The organism is Parendozoicomonas sp. 209JJ7-1 (assembly GCF_058147085.1).
On sequence record NZ_JBYVJU010000005.1, the window covers coordinates 26,140 to 42,382 of the forward strand.

Annotated in this window: 17 protein-coding genes; 5 read left to right on the forward strand and 12 right to left on the reverse strand. The window is 52.2% G+C overall.

Annotated features, from left to right (window positions below; all coding sequences use genetic code 11):
• Positions 1-19 precede the first annotated feature (19 nt).
• From ACY2RQ_RS06310 to ACY2RQ_RS06325, 4 genes are read right to left on the reverse strand one after another with little or no spacing between them, the layout of a single operon-like run.
• Positions 20-436 carry a hypothetical protein gene (locus ACY2RQ_RS06310; protein ID WP_490112113.1) on the reverse strand — a complete coding sequence of 139 codons (417 nt, stop codon included), beginning with the start codon at positions 434-436 and terminating at the stop codon, positions 20-22.
• Between the two features lie 2 nt (positions 437-438).
• Entirely contained in the window at positions 439-1,017 is a 579-nt protein-coding gene (locus ACY2RQ_RS06315) for a hypothetical protein (RefSeq protein ID WP_490112114.1), read from the reverse strand.
• A 9-nt stretch (positions 1,018-1,026) separates the two neighbouring features.
• A complete protein-coding gene (locus tag ACY2RQ_RS06320; protein ID WP_490112115.1) occupies positions 1,027-2,091 on the reverse strand; it encodes a hypothetical protein in 1,065 nt (354 codons plus the stop codon).
• The gene (locus ACY2RQ_RS06325; protein ID WP_490112116.1) at positions 2,091-5,630 is read right to left on the reverse strand and encodes a hypothetical protein; all 3,540 of its coding nucleotides are present in this window, start codon (positions 5,628-5,630) and stop codon (positions 2,091-2,093) included. The genes ACY2RQ_RS06320 and ACY2RQ_RS06325 overlap by 1 nt, the downstream gene beginning before the upstream one ends.
• 43 nt (positions 5,631-5,673) lie before the next feature.
• Here ACY2RQ_RS06325 and ACY2RQ_RS06330 point away from each other — a divergent pair, with 43 nt between their 5' ends.
• The gene (locus tag ACY2RQ_RS06330; RefSeq protein WP_490112117.1) at positions 5,674-6,807 is read left to right on the forward strand and encodes an ankyrin repeat domain-containing protein; all 1,134 of its coding nucleotides are present in this window, start codon (positions 5,674-5,676) and stop codon (positions 6,805-6,807) included.
• 3 nt (positions 6,808-6,810) lie between these two features.
• Here the strand turns inward: ACY2RQ_RS06330 and ACY2RQ_RS06335 are convergent, their stop codons facing one another.
• Positions 6,811-7,095: a hypothetical protein gene (locus ACY2RQ_RS06335; RefSeq protein WP_490112118.1), complete on the reverse strand. Its 285-nt coding sequence runs from the start codon at positions 7,093-7,095 to the stop codon at positions 6,811-6,813.
• A gap of 104 nt (positions 7,096-7,199) precedes the next feature.
• A complete protein-coding gene (locus ACY2RQ_RS06340; RefSeq protein ID WP_490112119.1) occupies positions 7,200-10,058 on the reverse strand; it encodes a tape measure protein in 2,859 nt (952 codons plus the stop codon).
• 119 nt (positions 10,059-10,177) lie between these two features.
• On the opposite strand from ACY2RQ_RS06340, the gene ACY2RQ_RS06345 reads away from it, so the two are divergent.
• Positions 10,178-10,783 (forward strand): AHH domain-containing protein, encoded by a 606-nt coding sequence (locus ACY2RQ_RS06345; RefSeq protein ID WP_490112120.1) that lies wholly within the window; start codon positions 10,178-10,180, stop codon positions 10,781-10,783.
• The gene (locus ACY2RQ_RS06350; protein WP_490112121.1) at positions 10,780-11,346 is read left to right on the forward strand and encodes a hypothetical protein; all 567 of its coding nucleotides are present in this window, start codon (positions 10,780-10,782) and stop codon (positions 11,344-11,346) included. Before ACY2RQ_RS06345 ends, ACY2RQ_RS06350 begins: the two co-directional genes overlap by 4 nt.
• A gap of 10 nt (positions 11,347-11,356) precedes the next feature.
• On the opposite strand, the gene ACY2RQ_RS06355 is transcribed toward ACY2RQ_RS06350, so the two are convergent.
• Genes ACY2RQ_RS06355 through ACY2RQ_RS06370 form a run of 4 tightly spaced genes read right to left on the reverse strand, consistent with a single transcriptional unit; the run spans position 11,357 to position 13,394 of the window.
• The gene (locus tag ACY2RQ_RS06355; RefSeq protein WP_490112122.1) at positions 11,357-12,094 is read right to left on the reverse strand and encodes a phage tail tube protein; all 738 of its coding nucleotides are present in this window, start codon (positions 12,092-12,094) and stop codon (positions 11,357-11,359) included.
• A 21-nt stretch (positions 12,095-12,115) separates the two neighbouring features.
• On the reverse strand, positions 12,116-12,520 hold the full coding sequence (locus ACY2RQ_RS06360; protein ID WP_490112123.1) for a hypothetical protein: 405 nt from the start codon (positions 12,518-12,520) through the stop codon (positions 12,116-12,118).
• Complete coding sequence (locus ACY2RQ_RS06365) at positions 12,501-13,091, reverse strand: hypothetical protein (protein WP_490112124.1); 591 nt, start codon at positions 13,089-13,091, stop codon at positions 12,501-12,503. Before ACY2RQ_RS06365 ends, ACY2RQ_RS06360 begins: the two co-directional genes overlap by 20 nt.
• 3 nt (positions 13,092-13,094) lie before the next feature.
• Complete coding sequence (locus ACY2RQ_RS06370; protein ID WP_490112125.1) at positions 13,095-13,394, reverse strand: head-tail joining protein; 300 nt, start codon at positions 13,392-13,394, stop codon at positions 13,095-13,097.
• Between the two features lie 191 nt (positions 13,395-13,585).
• On the opposite strand from ACY2RQ_RS06370, the gene ACY2RQ_RS06375 reads away from it, so the two are divergent.
• A complete protein-coding gene (locus ACY2RQ_RS06375) occupies positions 13,586-13,975 on the forward strand; it encodes a winged helix-turn-helix domain-containing protein (RefSeq protein ID WP_490112126.1) in 390 nt (129 codons plus the stop codon).
• Positions 13,976-14,000: 25 nt separating this feature from the next.
• Complete coding sequence (locus tag ACY2RQ_RS06380) at positions 14,001-14,624, forward strand: hypothetical protein (protein ID WP_490112127.1); 624 nt, start codon at positions 14,001-14,003, stop codon at positions 14,622-14,624.
• A gap of 28 nt (positions 14,625-14,652) precedes the next feature.
• Here the strand turns inward: ACY2RQ_RS06380 and ACY2RQ_RS06385 are convergent, their stop codons facing one another.
• Positions 14,653-15,645, reverse strand: coding sequence for a major capsid protein (locus ACY2RQ_RS06385; protein WP_490112128.1), 993 nt, complete (start codon positions 15,643-15,645; stop codon positions 14,653-14,655).
• Positions 15,646-15,832: 187 nt separating this feature from the next.
• Positions 15,833-16,198: a head decoration protein gene (locus ACY2RQ_RS06390; RefSeq protein WP_490112129.1), complete on the reverse strand. Its 366-nt coding sequence runs from the start codon at positions 16,196-16,198 to the stop codon at positions 15,833-15,835.
• Positions 16,199-16,243: the final 45 nt, after the last annotated feature.

A 16,243-nucleotide genomic window follows, 5' to 3' on the forward strand; every position in this document is an offset into this window, starting at 1 on the left:
ATCAAACACCGGCGAACACTTACCATTCAGGCAGGTGCCCCAGCGCTTCAGAGGCGCGCCGGAGCCTTTGGTATAAACAGAAGAGTTCGGGAGCCGGAGTTCCCCAAGTGGAGCCAGCGCCGTTATCTCTGACAGGCACATTGTCCCAGGCGAGATCCTGGTTCTTCGCTGGCACCGGTTCGGCCTGCTGGTAAATCACCTGACTCTGCTTGTCTCGGCCCTGACCATCTTGCCAGAGAGTACTAGTCCCCACAGAAACCCCGCTACCACGCTCCCAGCCGCTTGATGCGTGCATAATCAGTGCGGGAGGAACGGGGTAGTTGATGTTTTTCCTGGTGGTAAAGAACATCTCGAGGTCAGCACCATCCCGGGGTGGTGTATAGGCCCGCCCGGAAAATGAGAAGATCAGGGCATCACCCGCAGGAAAGGTGTACACCTTTAATCGCCTGCAGGTTTGGGCTTGGGTCGCACTGGCCCATGGCAGATCGGCCGGTAATACTGTCTGGCCCTGAACGTCACTGTTCCGCTATTTCCCGTGTTGGCGCTGCCGTTATCAATCCACCAGTCCGGCTCATCCCCTCCGGAAATCCCGGCGGTGATGCATTCGTACACAAAGCCTTTGTACCGCTCCGGGTCAGCCGGGTGCACCACCGCGCCTTTGGCATAACTGGTATTGGGTGTCCATGTGCTGCCGTAATCATCCAGGGCAATCACCAGCACCGGTTCGGAGAAATAACCCACATCCATAGCGAACGCTCCGTTAGCTGCCTGGCTGGTGCCGCTGGCCAGCACCACACGCTTCTGCCCTTCGTTAGGTATGTCCTGCTTCAGGTAAGACACCGCCAGCAGCTCCCGGGCTGCGGGAAAACCGGAGACTTCTACTGTGCCTGCGACATAACGCAGGATGTCGTCACCGGAAGGGACGTCGAGCACCACATTGGTGGCTGACGGTGGTGTATTGGTCGATGGGCCAGCCAGGACAAGATCACCACTATCACGGATGTAAAAAGTAGCCATAAAGTCTCCTTACTTCGGTGGTGGAATAACCGGGGCGGGTGTCACTGGCCCCTCAACAATGGGTTGGCGTATTTTTCTGGCTTCAAAGATGGCATCACCGCTTGTTAACTTATCAGTCGGCCAGGGGAAATCAGGCGGCGGGTCTGCGGTTGTCCCCGCCTGAATACAGATATATCGGTAGCCATTACCCTTTTTTGGGTGAGCTATATCATTCAGGCTATAGGCTTTGGCGGGTTCCAGGACTTTGCCAATATCGTCATAAGCCATCACCAGCATGGGGTTCTTATAAGGCTGGGTGATGATATCGAACAGCCCATCACCGTCAGATACCATACCGCCCAGCAGGCCGTGATAACGGGCATCGAAAACCCGCACGCTGCGGGATTCCGGCTGGCCATCCACCAGTGTCGTCCCTTTGACATGGGTGAAACGCGAGTAATCGTGGGGCTGGATTTTTAAATGGGGCAGTACACCCTCTTTCACCTCCCACTTCTCAGCATCCAGCCCGGGATAGCTACTGGCCTGCAGACTTTCATTCGCAGGAACAACTGTATATCTGGCATTATTTATCACGCTTTCCGTAGCACCACACACAACATAAAAGTCAGTGACAGTCTTTGCTGAGACACCGGCAAAGGTGCATCCCCCGGAAATAACAACAGTTTGAAATGTTGCCTTGTCTCCATTGCCGGTTCTGAGATTCACCGTCCCATTATGCTCATAGTGCATACGCACATTGGTCATTTCTAACGCATCGTAGTAATAACCGTGATTCAGAAAACCCGTCTGCACATAAATCGCAATGTTTTTAAAATGGGATGTACCGGAAGAACTGCCATAAAAAGGGTCGTTATGAAACCGGGCATTAAGAATCCTGAAACCAGCGCCATCCATGCGGATAGATGACCGGTTCATAGGGCTGAACGTGCCGTCAATTAACGACATATCCATATCCCGGGTGAGCCTCACCCACTTCCAGTTGGGATCTTTGTAGTAATCAAAGAGCTGTTGTTCGCTGGTGATTAACCAGGGATCAGCTTCAGAACCTGTTCCCATAGGGGCTGTAAAAGCCATCAGTCCGCATCTCCTCTCACCTGCAAGGTGAATTTGTCATCCTGTCGTGTACCTTGTCCCGCCAGTGTCGTGCGCACCAGCCAGAGCGGTGCCAGTGCCCCTTCGGTATCGAACCGCAGCACATTGCCTGCGGCCCAGCCAGTCCCCCAGCCGTTCTGATCGATTGTCCAGTAAGGGGTATTGGTTTCCGGGTTGGTGGGTGAGGTATCGGAGGTTATTGATCCTGCGCCGATGATGCCCAGCTTCTCTTCCACAATCTGGAAGGTGGTGGTGCCGGTAAACACCAGCGCCCACTTGCCCTCAATAGCGCCCTTGTTGTTGATCACGATGGGATAGTTCACCAGATTGTATTGCGCGGTGGTGGCGGCTCCCTGGCCCACCGGACGCCAGTTGGGGTTGCTGCTGTCCCAGGTACGCTGGGTGAAGTTGTGTTTAGTGCGAGCCTGCAGGTCACCGTACACCACTGATGAACTGACTGTTGCTCCTGCCGGAAAGTCCCAGGCCAGGGGCGCGATAATCGACAGGTCACCATTAATCTGCACATCGCTGATTACGCTCATCTGCTCGATGCGGTCGACCACTTTCAGAGGCGGCACCAGAGCGGCATCACTGGCATCGTTCAGCACCAGAGGGTCGGCAAACAGCAGGCTGCCCGCTTCCCGGTTGATAGTGACCTGATCCGGTTTGATGGCGGTGCCATTGCTGTCAACCACATCCATACTGACCTGATGATCCCGGTTGACAGTGACCAGCTGCCCAGCGGTGGGTGTACCGATATCCGTCTCCTGGGTATGGCCCAGCACCACCACATCCCCTTCCCGGTAAATGGGTACACGACCGTCGGCGGGCAAACGCACAGGGTCGAGGCCAATGAGCCGGGCGTCCATGGGAATGCTGGTGAGCACAATGGTGTTGTAGGTGACCGAGGACGGGATCACATCGATGGGATCACCGTTTTCATCTTCAAAGTTGATGGTGCACCAGCCATTCTGGCTGCTGACCTTACCCTGCATCTCATCGGTATCAATATTGCCGTTAAAGTCCGCCTGCGCTGATATCCTTTCTCCGGTATCCATCCTGTTTGCCCAGACTTGCAGAGAACCAGGGCGCAGGGGCGCGCCCGGTGTGCGGAAGGTGATATGATTGGTGCCATGCTTTGCCCGGGTGGTGGCCATAGCATCAATGGTGAGGGTGCCATTGGCTCCATCCGGATAGGAGGTAAATGTCGCTAATCCACCGGTGTAATCAATGGAGCCAACAGCTGTACCTGCATTGGTCTGGGTACTGAGGTTTTTATACAGAGTACCGTCACGGTCAAAGTGGGTGTTGCCTCCCCATGTAAACACCAGGCTGCCGGGAAGAATGGGATCTTCCACAAGGGGCAGTAAATCCACAGTCATCTCTGGGGTTTGCAGGGTTTCGTTGTGCGCCACATGACTCAGGCTATTGCTCTGTGCCCGGCATATCAGGCTGCTGCCCTCGAAGTCTTCCACGGCCTGAAAGGTGGTTGTTTCTGACCTTTTGTAGCAGAAACTTACTCGCCGATTTATGTGGTGGGAATAGCTGTAGTTGGCTGTGGCCTTGAGGGAGAAGGCTCCGGTTTGATAGTCAACGGAGCCGGTATAGCCATGCCAGCCGCCTTGCCCATTGTCGTAGGCTTTACGGGTGAGGTTATAGGTTGATGAGTCTGTGCCTCCCGTACTACTCAGAGAGGTGTTGCCCTTACGGCTGACTATCCATTCCATGGAAACACTGCCGGGAAGCAAAGGCGCACCAGGAATGGTGCCGGTGAACACGCCCGCGCCATCGGGTTGACCATCAATCGTGGTGTTGACCACGGCCCCTTCTTCATAGGTCAGAGTCAGGCTGGTGCCGTTATCGGGAATAGTGTCCGGCACAACAGAGAGCACACCATCGGCATAAAATACAGTGCCCACGCCGTCGCCTTCCAGGACGCCCTGACCATTGTCTGTGATGGTCTTGGTCTGCCCGCCCACCAGATAGGTGATAGTTAAACTGCTGGGTTTCAGGCCCGGCTTATCCGTCACATGGCGTATTTCAAACTTGCCTGGATGCTCTTGTGACAGCAGGCTGCCTTGCCGCACCGTGGTTTCATCATCGACCTGCAGTTTGTAGATGACCACCAGAGAGCTATCCGGGTCAGGCATGGCCTTCAGGGTGACCTGCGCTGCGCCAGTGGCATAATCCACAGTGCCTGTGCCTTCCCCCTGCAACTGGCCGTTGCCTGCATCCTTTAGGTCATACCATTTGCCAAGAGCGAGATAGCTGATACGCAATGTGCCTGGGTAAGGTTTGCCTCCATTCGAGCCAAAGTCGAAGGTGTAATTCAGTCCCCGGTTCTGGATGGTGATAGGCACTTCACCGGATTCCAGACTGCCCACCAGCACAGCGCCAGGCCGGTAAACAGCAGAGGCAGAACTGGTAAAGCTGCCAGTGGTTTTCCAGGCATCAATCTGGCCACTTTCATAATCAACAGTCAGTTTCTCGAAGGGGTTGGTGCCACCACTGTGCTGAAAGGTGCCGTCACCGGCATCGGTATAAGTCCCGCCACCAATGCTCAACGTGATCGAGCGAGGCAAAGCGCCTGTTTGCAGGAAGGCCCGGGACTGGTTTCCGGCAATCAAGCCAAAAGACAGTGTCACATTACGGTTATCGGTAGAGCTGGGGCGCATCACTCGCCCTATGCCCGCGCCATCCTGGTTGATAAGTGGGGTTTCCGAACGGGCACTGGGCACGATCTCCCCGTACACACTCTTCACTTTAAAAGTCAGGTCATTGGCGGACGCCGCTGCGGTCAGCCGTTGGATGCCGTAGTACTTGGCGGCATCGGCGACCTGCGTGGTTTGAATACGGGTATTTTCTATACTGCTTTGTTTTTCAGTGCCACGAGGAGAGGGGATACCGCCTGGGAAGGTGACCTTCAGGGGAGCGGAAATACCTAAAGCCAGTCGTCTACGCTCAAAATCGACATAGGTCTGGGAGTCGGTGGCATAGGTGAAGGTTTCCACATTGCCTTCCACCTTGGTGATACGCACATACTGTTCATCGCCGGTGGCTTGATTCAGCATCCGGTACACCTCGCCAATTTCCGGCAGCCGTTGTTCTTCCCGCTGAATGGCCAGAAGGCTGCGCTGGCCCACCAGTTGATTCCCCAGCAGCTGCCAGCTGGTATCGGTGGCGGGCACCACATAACTCTCTATCCGGTTGCGGGCATCACTGCGTTCGTCGTCCTGACTTTCGGTGTTGAACAGCACCACGCCCACACGCTCATCTTCCGGGGCGACCGTGAGAATGGCATGGGCACCTAGGTAAGGATCGTTGTTGTCGGTTTCCACGCCGAGAAAGACTTTGCGCATAGAGACATCACCCACAGTCCGGTCGATCCGGCTGATATCCCGAAACAGGTTATTCACCTGTCCATCCACCACCGCGTCACCGGTGGCCCGGCCCCCTCCATCGTCCTCGTCGGAGAGCCTTTGGGATTCAAACAACTTGATATTTTCCTGATTGATGGCCATACCTTCTGTCCCTTTTAACATAATTGTGGTGAGGAAGAGTTCTATGAAAAGAGTTGGTTCACAGGCTGCATTTTCCTATGCACTATTTTTCCTCAGCCTGTTGGTGGTTCTTTTGATGCAGGCCGGGCTTGGGAGAGCCGACTGGAGGGGTGCGCCAGATTGGGAAGGGGAGCCTGATTTCAATCAGACATACCCTCAAGAACACCAGTTCCTGGCCGCCTGTCGGCAAGGGCGTGTTGATATTGTGGAATACTGGTTGGCTCAGGAGGGTTTTAACCCCAATGAGGAGTTTGTCAGCGGCGCAAGCAAGGAAAAGATATCAGGTCTGTATATGGCGGTTAATTGTGGTCATTCTGAGGTCGTTCGTATACTCGTTGATGCCGATGGGGTTGATGTGAATCAAACCTTGAAGGGAGCCACACCTCTGTTCCTGGCTAGTCAGAATGGCCATACCGAGGTTGTTGGCATTCTTGTTGATGCCGGGGCTGATCTGAATCAAGTTTGGCATGGTGCAACGCCTCTGTTTAAAGCCAGTAAGAAAGGTCATACCGAGGTGGTCAGGCGTCTTCTTGCTGCCGATGGGGTTTCAGTGAATCAGGCCCGCAATGACGGAGCCACACCTCTGTTCCAGGCCAGTAAGAATGGTCATACCGAGGTGGTCAGTCTTCTTCTTGCTGCCGAAGGGATTGCAGTGAATCAGGCCCGTAATGACGGAGCCACACCTCTGTTCCAGGCCAGTCAGTATGGCCATGCCGAGGTCGTTCGCATACTTGTTGATACCGGAGCTGATCTGAATCAAGCCAGGCATGGTGCAACGCCTCTGTTTATAGCCAGTCAGAAAGGCCATGCCGAGGTTGTCCGCATACTTGTTGAAGCCGGGGCTGATCCAAAAATAAAATGGCCTTGCTCTTTAGTTTTCACCAGAAGCCCTCTAGAAGAGGCCAAGTATAAACAGCCTTTGCGGAGGAAAAAGAATCCTGAACAATTTGATAATTTCCAAACGATAATCAATATCTTGAATCCCGCAGTAAAAAACTGGAGGCAGAGGAAAAAATTACACTTACGAACAAAAAAAATCATAGAAACTGGCCTTGAGAGTATGCCTTCTGAGGCATCTGAAACAACACCTTTATTATCGGGTATGGGGCGGCTGTCTATTCATGGTAAGCACCATTAAGCACTATAATCTGGGTGCCACAGTCAGCAGCCGAATAACCACGGCATAGACGTCGGTGTCTTCGGGCTTGCTCAGAGGCAGCACCTGTTGGGCTTCAATGGGTGAGCCGTCCTGCCGGTCAAAAATCACCGTGAACTGGCGACCGTCCGGTACAGTGAGTGCCATTTTCTTGTTCACGATTTCCGTCAGTGCAAACAGTGCGTCAAGATCGGACCGACTTATCCAACTGTTTTCACCATCCCCCAGCACAATCGAACGGCCATAGGATTTGGCCTGCTCGGAAACCATCAATGCACCGGTCAGGGTACGCTCACTGCTTTGAGCGACAGGTGACCAGTCAAACTCATTGATCCACAGGAAGTTGTCGGATAAGGTGAGTGTGTCGAGCTGTATTAAATTGCCCTCGCTCCTGCTGCTTTCAGTGCCCGGAGCAACTTCGCTTCATCACTACCATGCACCCCCACATTCACGGCTCCACCGGGATACTCCAGACGAATCACCTTGTTTGGAAAGGCAGGGCTGGGCGAATCAGTGCGTTGCCTTTGGGATTCGTTGACGATTGTCGTTTTCTTTCTGCTCTCCCGGTCTTTTTGGGAGGCTTCGTACTCTTCCCGTTTGCGCTTTCTCGAGGCTTTGGAAAATACCTTGCTGTTCAGGCGCAATGCTTCCTGCAGGTTGGAGATGGAGGTGCCGTCCCCTTTGGCCCTGGCTTCTTTGAGTTTCTGTTCCAGATCCCGTTGACGACTCTCATAACGGCGACGTTCAATAGCCTCGGTATTGCCTTCCAGGCGATCCAGTTCATCACGCAGGCTATCGAGGGTTGAGCGGGTGCTGTTCTGCAGGCTTTCCATTCGGCGCTCGGCCTGTGCCAGTGCCCGGTTCAGCTTGTCCATATCCTGCTGGTCGAGGAGATCCATCTCGTCGGCTGCTTTACGAGCGGAGCTGGCAAATGACTCTGCGGTGATCTCGCCGTCTTCCCATGCCTGCATCAGATCTTCAAAGGCGATTTTCTGTTCCAGAAAGGATTCTTTCACTTCCAGAGAGGTCTTGCGGGTGTTGTACATCCACTCCCCCAAACCTGTGCTGTCGAACTGCTGGAAGCGGTGTCCCATCTCAGTCAGCTCTTCATTGGTCTGGGCCAGGTTATTCTTCAGGGCTTCAACATCATCGGTGACGGTACGGGGGTCGGCCTGGCTGATATTGTTCAGGTTCTCGAAGGCTTCCAGGGCTGCGCCGGACATACCGGCCATCTCATCTTTGAGAGCGGTCATATGGTCGGCCATGGCCTGTGCGATGGTTGTGCCACCGGCCATTTTCTGGCCAGAGGTTTCAGAGGCATCACCCACATCCTTTATGGCCTGGCTGGCTTTGTCTGTTTCTTTGGCGAGTTCTTCGTACTGTTTTTTTGAGGACTCGGTGGTTTCAATGGTGTTGCTTTGTCGCTTGTTCTGGCTGTCCTCGACCTTCTTGTTGCTTTGCTCGATATGGGTGGCTTCTTCCTCAATCGTCTTTGCCACATCCTGGATGATGTCTTTAACCTTCGGGGACTCTGTGGTGAGCGCATCCCCTATAGAGACATAGCTGTCTTTAACCTTGTTGGCATCCTTGGCAACACCATCTGCAAAGGCGGTCATCACCGCCTGGGTGCCTTCGCTGAAGAAACGAATCTTGCCTTCCAGCTCGTCAAAGCCAAGAGCACCGACGATATTGGCAGCAACAGAAGAGATCTGGGCAATGGCTCCGGTAATAAACGTCGCAGCCCCTTTAACAACAACAGACAAGCTGTTGAATAATGCCTGCACACCATTGCCTAAAACCTGAAAGGTGGTGATAACGCTCCCAGCCGTATCAACGATTCTTTGGAAACCGGTGGTGGTGCTGTTGACCACATCATCAATGGTCAGCTTGGTGAAAAAGGCTTTGAGGCTTTCAGCTATGCCGATAAACGTTGCTGAAATATTGGTGGCCAGCTTCTGCAGCTTGCCGTTCTCGGCCAGTTTATCGAGTTTATTACCCAAGGCTGTGAGTTGGGCTTTGATGTACTGTGTCCAGCCCGCATCACTGACAGCTTTTTGAAACAGCTGCCAGCGGTCTTTCATATTGGAGATAAGACCGGACAGGGTCTTCATATTTTTCAGCGCTGCGCCCTGGGAGCTTTTGCCCATCTCGGCAACCAGCGCCTTGATCACATCGGTGCCGAGCTTGCCTGCCTCCGACAATTTGCGCAGTTCATTGACATTCTTCCCGGTGGCTTGCTCCAAAAGTTGCCACACCGGAACACCGGCCTCTATTAATTGCCGGAGTTCTTCGCCTTGCAGTTTCTGCTTACCGAAAGCCTGGCCCACCGCCAGAGATATCCGTTGCAGCCGTTCAAATTCACCACCGAGCTTCGCATTCTGATCCACCAGTGACAGCAGCGTGCCGTCCATGGGATCGATACCAAAGTTCTTGAGCCGGATAAAGGCTTCAGCAACCTGATCCAGCTGTAACGGTGTGGTTTCGGTGAAGTGTTTGATCCACTCGGTAGCCTGATCACCGGCTTCCATGGAGCCCATTAGCGCCTGCATCTGAATACTCAGGCGCTCAAACCTGTCTCCGGTTTCCAGTACGCCCTGTACCGCTCGTTTCAGGGCGTAGAAACCGGCACCGGCAAGAACAAGGTTGCGTAAAGACTGCCCCAGTCCTCCAACACTACGGCTGGCCTGATCCGCGTCCCGCGCAGCCTTTTTGAATCCGGCCCGTTTCAGGCTCTCCCGGGACTTGCGGGCAGTCGCCCGCACTTTCTCCAATGAAGCAGAGGTCTGTTTTAGCTCTGCCTGCAGCCTGTTTTGTTGCTGGGAGAGTTTGCGGTTGGAAAGGCCACTCTTTGTCAGCTCTTCCCGTAACCCCGCCAGCCTGTTCTTCTGCTTCTGAAACTGTTGAGAGAGGCCTGAGACGGTTTTACGGGCAGCCGCCAGCTGACGATCAAGTTGCCTGGATGGCGTGACGGCATCGGCCTGCTTTCGGGCCAATGCCTCTACCTTTTGACGTGCCTCCCGGTAAGCACGGCTAACAGACTGGACGGTTGAAGCCTGAGTTTTGAAGGCGGAAATAAGGCGGGATTGCTGCTGAAGGGTCGTGAGGCGGGATTTGAGGGTTTTTGCTTGTGCTTCCAACGCCTCAAGGGATGTGCTGGATTTACGGACTATACGGGAGAGAAGGTCGCGTGCTTTGAGGGTGAGTTGTATGGCAGAGTTACGCACACTATTCATAAGCGGTTATCACGTGAATGAATAAGAAGATCCCTAAGAATCAAAGGTTCCAACAGGGAGAAAAATTCAATAGACTCGCCTGTAAAACAAGAACCAAGCGACGATGAAAGGACATCATCATGCCCAAACCGGTCAGGGATAAAAAACTGCACGAACAAGATCATGTTGAGCGTTCAGTCAGTGCCTTTGCCCAGATAAAAAATCCTACGCCTGTAGATATGCAAAGGGTGACGGCCATCTCTCAGGTGGAAACACAGCTGGATTTGTATCGAGTTTCAGCTGAAGATATGAATCGCAAAGAGCTTGAGTTAGAAGATCATCAATCCAAGCGCTTAGCGCAGTTCATGGAGCTCGCCAGTGATCCACGCCCTCATTCTCTTTGTCATGCCCATGCGATTGTGTCGGGAGCACATAAAGGTGCTGCCAGACAGCGTGCCGTGATTGCCTGGTACAAGTTGCGCATTGACGACCCTGTCAATGGATGTTGGTTACCTCGCAATACAGCAGCCAAAGCCAATATGCCTCAGTATCTTAAGAATGCTGTTCCTCATAGCAGAATACATAGGTACAACTACTATTTTTGGCTAGACCAAGAAATCAGCATGGACAGTGTGAAGAGTGGACAGCAATTAAAGAGAAAGCTGCAGCAGATTGAAACGCGCCTTCAAGCAGGAGGGCAGCCTCGATATGTCATGAACAGAAAGGGTGTTGGCTTACCACGATGATTTTTTCTATTCACCCTGATTATATGCATTTCCAGATGTTCGCCATTCTTGCTGATAATGCTGAAGAAGCACTGGGCGAGGATACGATATTTCATATGAGCTCTGCGCCTGTGACTTACAAAGAGCAGTGGCAAACTCTTAAGGTTGATCTTTATTCCGAATCCGGTAAGAAGATCCCTATACCGGATATAACCCAGAAGAACGGGCGTCTGTTTTTAACAGAAAAGGCTTTGAATGCTCTACGCCCTTTGCTTGAGGGGTGTGGCGAATTACTCCCAGTCACATATACAGACGATTTCAAGCAAGCGGGGAACGGATGGCTGTTTAACATTTTTCCTTTAGCGGATAATGCTCTGAACACTGACCGCTGTTTACAGAATGAATGGGGAGATATCACCTGGTTGGAGTTTCATCCTGAAAAACTGACTGAACATGCTCTATTCCGGACTGAAAATACACACTATCAAATGGTGTATTGCAAAGATGATTTTGCAAAAGCCTGTCAAGATGCCGATCTTAAGGGAATCATTTTTAGTGAGAACCTTGCACCAGAACCGGTATGATTTTTATTGATTACTCAACCACATCCAGCTGCATAAACGGGCTCAACCCAGAGCCTGTCACCCGAGGATCTGCCAGAATATCCATCTCCAAAGCAATTTCTCCAAAGTCTTCGGAAATAAATCCAAGGCTTTGTACCGGTGAGAATTTGGCTCGATGCACACGAATGGCAAAAGGCTTACCTTCCTGGGCATCATTCAAACCTTCCATAAACAGGGAAAACTCTTTGCCCGATTGCACCAGAGCCTGAATGGCATTGCCTTTCAGTGGGGTGTAATCCACTTTTAGAATCCCGGCTGAAATATCGCCGCCAGCCGCGACTCGCAGGCCGGATTTTGTCAGCTGATAATCAGAGCCTGCAGCCAGAGCCGAGTCATCAGATTTGGTGACCGTGATGGTCTGAGACATATCGGGCAAGTGCTTAAACGGCACCAGCTCATTTTCATCACCCTGAACGGCCAGTTCCTCACCGGTCAGAGCGGTAGCTCCAATATCGATAAGTGAGGCTCTCAGCGCCAGAGCAATATTGGCAGGGGTGAAATCATGGGCTTTGATGGAGGCAGTAATGCCGGAAATACGTGACACCACATTCCGCAGCCCGCCACCACCCATGAAGTTCTTTTGCTCTTTCTTCTCTTCTTCAAAACCAAACGAAAACTCGCTGATATTACCCATAGGTAACAGAGGGTCACTACTGGCATAAGGTTGAATATGGACAGCGCCTGCGCCGATAAAGCTGTAATCAATCATGGATTCATCCTTGATTTGGGGTTAAAGAATGGCTTCTACAGTCAGGGTGCTGTCAGCAAACGACAGCTGCCCATGGCTTGGAGCAATGTCAAAACGGGTATCACTGAGCGTATGTTTGCGACTGGCCGGGCATAGACGCTCTGTCGGATTAAGCGCTGAACGTATATTGCGGGTCAGGGAAATCAGATCCGTCGTTGTCTTGTCGGTGGTGGCCACAACACCGCTGATAGTAAATTGCAGCTCAAACCGGGCCTTGTCCCCCTGACGGCTGGTTTCAGTCAGGGTTTCAAGCTGCACCAGAATAGCGGGTGTCGGCAGGTCATCATTCAAGCCTGTGGCGGAATAGCCCAGCCTGGTTTCAGCAATTGATGCCAGTTTCGCTTTCAAGGCATCAACTATCACTTCTTCATTCGATGCGGTAGGCATAGTTCAATTCCTGTTGCATCAAGGTGGTAAAGCGTTCCAGAAGCTGTGGTTGCAGTTGGTTGACAGCTTGCCTCGCGGCATTGGCTATAGGCAAAGAGACTTTTTCAATGGGCAGCCCCATCCACAAAGTGCGGCCGCTTTTCAAAGACACCTGTTTTTTGTGCTTCCACTGGGGGGCTCTTTGGAACACCATGGCCCGCCGGGCTCCGACTGGTTGGAAGAGAAACGCGCCCTCCCAGTGATAACGCCCGATACGCACGCCGCTGGCGGTCTGGACAGGTCGTCCGAGATAGTGAGCGGGAATATCATTCAGCCCAATCCAGATCACCAACTCATAGTGTTCAGAACGACCACCCGGTTTATGGAGCGTGACTCTGACCCGTCCCAGTTCCTTAATCTTTTTCTGGGAGAGTTTGGTTGCCCTGGCCAATGCTCGTAGTACCTGGCGCTCTGCAAAGCGGGAGAGTTTGGTCATGGCTCTGCGAATAGCGGTATCGGTTTTCCCGGGGGCATTCTGAAAATCATTGACCAGCGCCCGAATCTGGCCATCCAGGGCAATATCCATCTGCATGGATTAGCCTTTATCCGGAAACAGACGCCAGCGGGCGAAAGACCCATCGTCTTTTAACTTACGATCCACTTTCCAGCTTTCTGACGGTGTACGGATTGTATCATTGCGCTGAAGTAAGAGGTGACTGGCCACAGTGAACTCTGTTTGTGATTGGTTCACCGCGTCGTGTGGCCCGACAGTGTTTACACCCCGGGTCAGTACACCTTCTACAGGTTCCTCACCGCCATCGGCCCGGATCAAAGTGTAAACCCTGCCAAATGTTTTCAACACTACCTGATCGAGCTGAGTAAACGCTTTTTCCATAATCTAAATTCTGAAGAAGCCAATCAGCAGTTCTCCTATGCGATGACTTTTAAGAGCCGAATGACCCACTTAATAGTTCAGTTGACACATATAATATGTCAACTGATTTATAAAAACCCTTTATTGACCTACAATGTATTTCAAGTGACTTACATTATGGTTCGGAAGAAATATCGTGGCTCTCTGTCGGTATGTATGCCAACTACAACAGTGAAGGTGAATTTATGTTTATTCTTCAGGGAATTCTCAAAGCAGAAAGCCAGGAAAAAGCCCTGATCTACATTCTTGTCCGGGAACAGGGCTACGGGAGAGAGATCGCGGATTTCTATGATCAACCCGTTACCCCCTTTCAGAAGCAGCTTCTTAAGCTCGAAGACACCGGCGTTCTGATCAGCAAACCGATTGGGACAACACTGTGTTTCGAGTTCAATCCTCGCTATCCCTTTCTTGAACCCCTGAAAACCCTGTTGAAAGCGGCCTTGAAAGCCTACCCGTCTGAACTGAAAAAAGCCCTGGTCATGAAACGTGACCGACCCCGCCACTCCAGAAAGCCTGTGAGTTACGTCAACCCGAAAGCCTAAAATCCACAACACTCAGGATACACCCATGAAAGATTTCAGTGGCATGGATATCGTCTCTGTGGCGACGACCATCTCTCAACACCTGAAAGAGCAAGATATAGAGGTTGTTGTCGTAGGTGGCCTGGCTGTCAATATCTATACGTTTAACCGGTATCAAACCCGCGATATCGATATGGTGAACACCTCTCGAGATTCAACAAAAGCACTGGCGGGGGCTATGGCCGATTTGGGATTCCATAAAAAAGGGCGTCATTTTTACAATGAGACAACAGACTACTTTGTTGAATTCCCCACTGCACCTCTGAATATCGCCGATGAAACCAACATAACTCCGACAACCATAGAAACGGAGACAGGAAGGGTCGCCATTCTCGAAGTTTTTGATGTTATCCGTGACCGTCTGACCTGGGTGTGTAACAACCAGAATGATCGTCAGTCACTTGTTCAGGCACTGTGCCTGATGATTAACCACGACAGGAACCCTGATGAATTTGCTGATTTCATGCGCGGCCAGAGCCTGACAGAGAAAGACTTCCAGAAACAATTCCACCTATGCCAAAGTTCCTATACCCGGGCTCTGGAAGAAGAGGCACAAGATATGACGTCAATAGAGGATATTGTTGAAGATGAGTTCATCAACTCCCTCTAGAAAGATCATCAGCCACCTTTTTACGACGCTATGAGAGAGTACATTTAATCACCGCCCGGGGCTTCAGACACAGGGGAAGCGGGTTGGACTGGGTATGCAGCTGAATACCTTTATCAAAATCCAGAGGCTTCTGCTTGGCATAGAGAGGGAGACCAATCTGGTTAGCAGTTTCCACAAAATCCGCCGGACCAAACCAGGTGCGGAAAATATTGGAGCCAATGGGGAACACATAGGCTTCATCAGGTTCAATAAAGGGTACGCCTTCCACCTGGCCCATATACTCTTCCCACAGGGTGTTGCAGTAGTGGAAACCTTCCTTGAAATCATTACGGAGCATGGCTCCCGCCTGATAGCGCTGATAAGACTCTTTCACATAAGGGTGGCCAATCAGGCTATCGTAAAACTCTGCGCCACAGAAGGCATGGAGCCGGGAGTACATAGTCACGCCCAGAGCGTCATCGACCTTGCGGCGCATTTTGACGCAGTTATCCCGCACGTCCAGATCATCGTTGCTGAATGCAAACTCGTGGGTTTGCTGATCAACCTTGAACTCATCAAACAGGTCGTAAATCACACTGCCATCGGCGTCCAGAATCTGTCCTTTCAGCGCCCCCAAACGCAGATGTTCCAAAGTAACTTCATGGTTGGCACGAATATCCGTCAGCCGCTGATTTACAACAGCTTTAATACCCGCTAGCGCTGACGTAGAGCCAAAGGCCCGTACATTCTGGACTTCATCCGCCAGAATGGTGCCATCATGGGGAATATGGGTGACCCGAAAATCCCGCAGCGCACGTTTTGTCCCTTTGGCCTGGGTCGCGGGCGCGCCACGTTCTTTGGTAGGCAATAGCTGCAGGGTGCCGTTTTTGGATTCCACACTCACGGTGGTGGTGTTGATACCGCCATCAATAAATAGCCCCATATCCCCGATTCGGCCAGGTTTATGGGGCGCATCATTCATCGTGGCGGTAAGCGAACTCATACTGAAGGCATCATTGCCAAAGATATCGAGAAGATTCATCTGTCTATGTCCTTATAAGTTGGGAAGTGGGTCTATTCGTTTTCAGCCCGGGATTTGGAAGGACTCTTCCCGCTCCATCAGACCATCCCTGGTCTGGGTCGCTCTCAGGCCATCCTGGCCTTTGGCAGAGTCCTTCCAAAGCCCGGTCTTTCCAATATCGTATGCATGGCCCAATAACGGTGGAGAGTTATCGCAGAATAATATTGAGGCCTGCCAGCTCCTGGATGGCGGATGCTTTGTCTGCGTCGGCTATTCCTTCCGGCCATACCAGCAGGCTGCCATCCACTTCCACGCTTCGCACAATCACCACCGCCTCACCGCCGGTAGCATCGGTTGTGATATTGCTGTAGAGCACAGCGGCAGCCATCTGCCGCCCATCGTCGGCGGTTGTATCAAGAGGCCCATACACGCTTGTGGCCGTTTTTTTGCCCAGCACCGTTCCGGCTTTGAGGGTTAAACTGGGAGCCAGCTCAACCTGTTCCCGGCTGATGCTGTTATTGCCTTCGGACACCAGAAACTCTCCGGTGTGCACGGATTCATGGTAGGTGGTCATTCTTCAGTTCCTTTGAAGGACAGTGGGTCTATGGGAGTGTTTGTG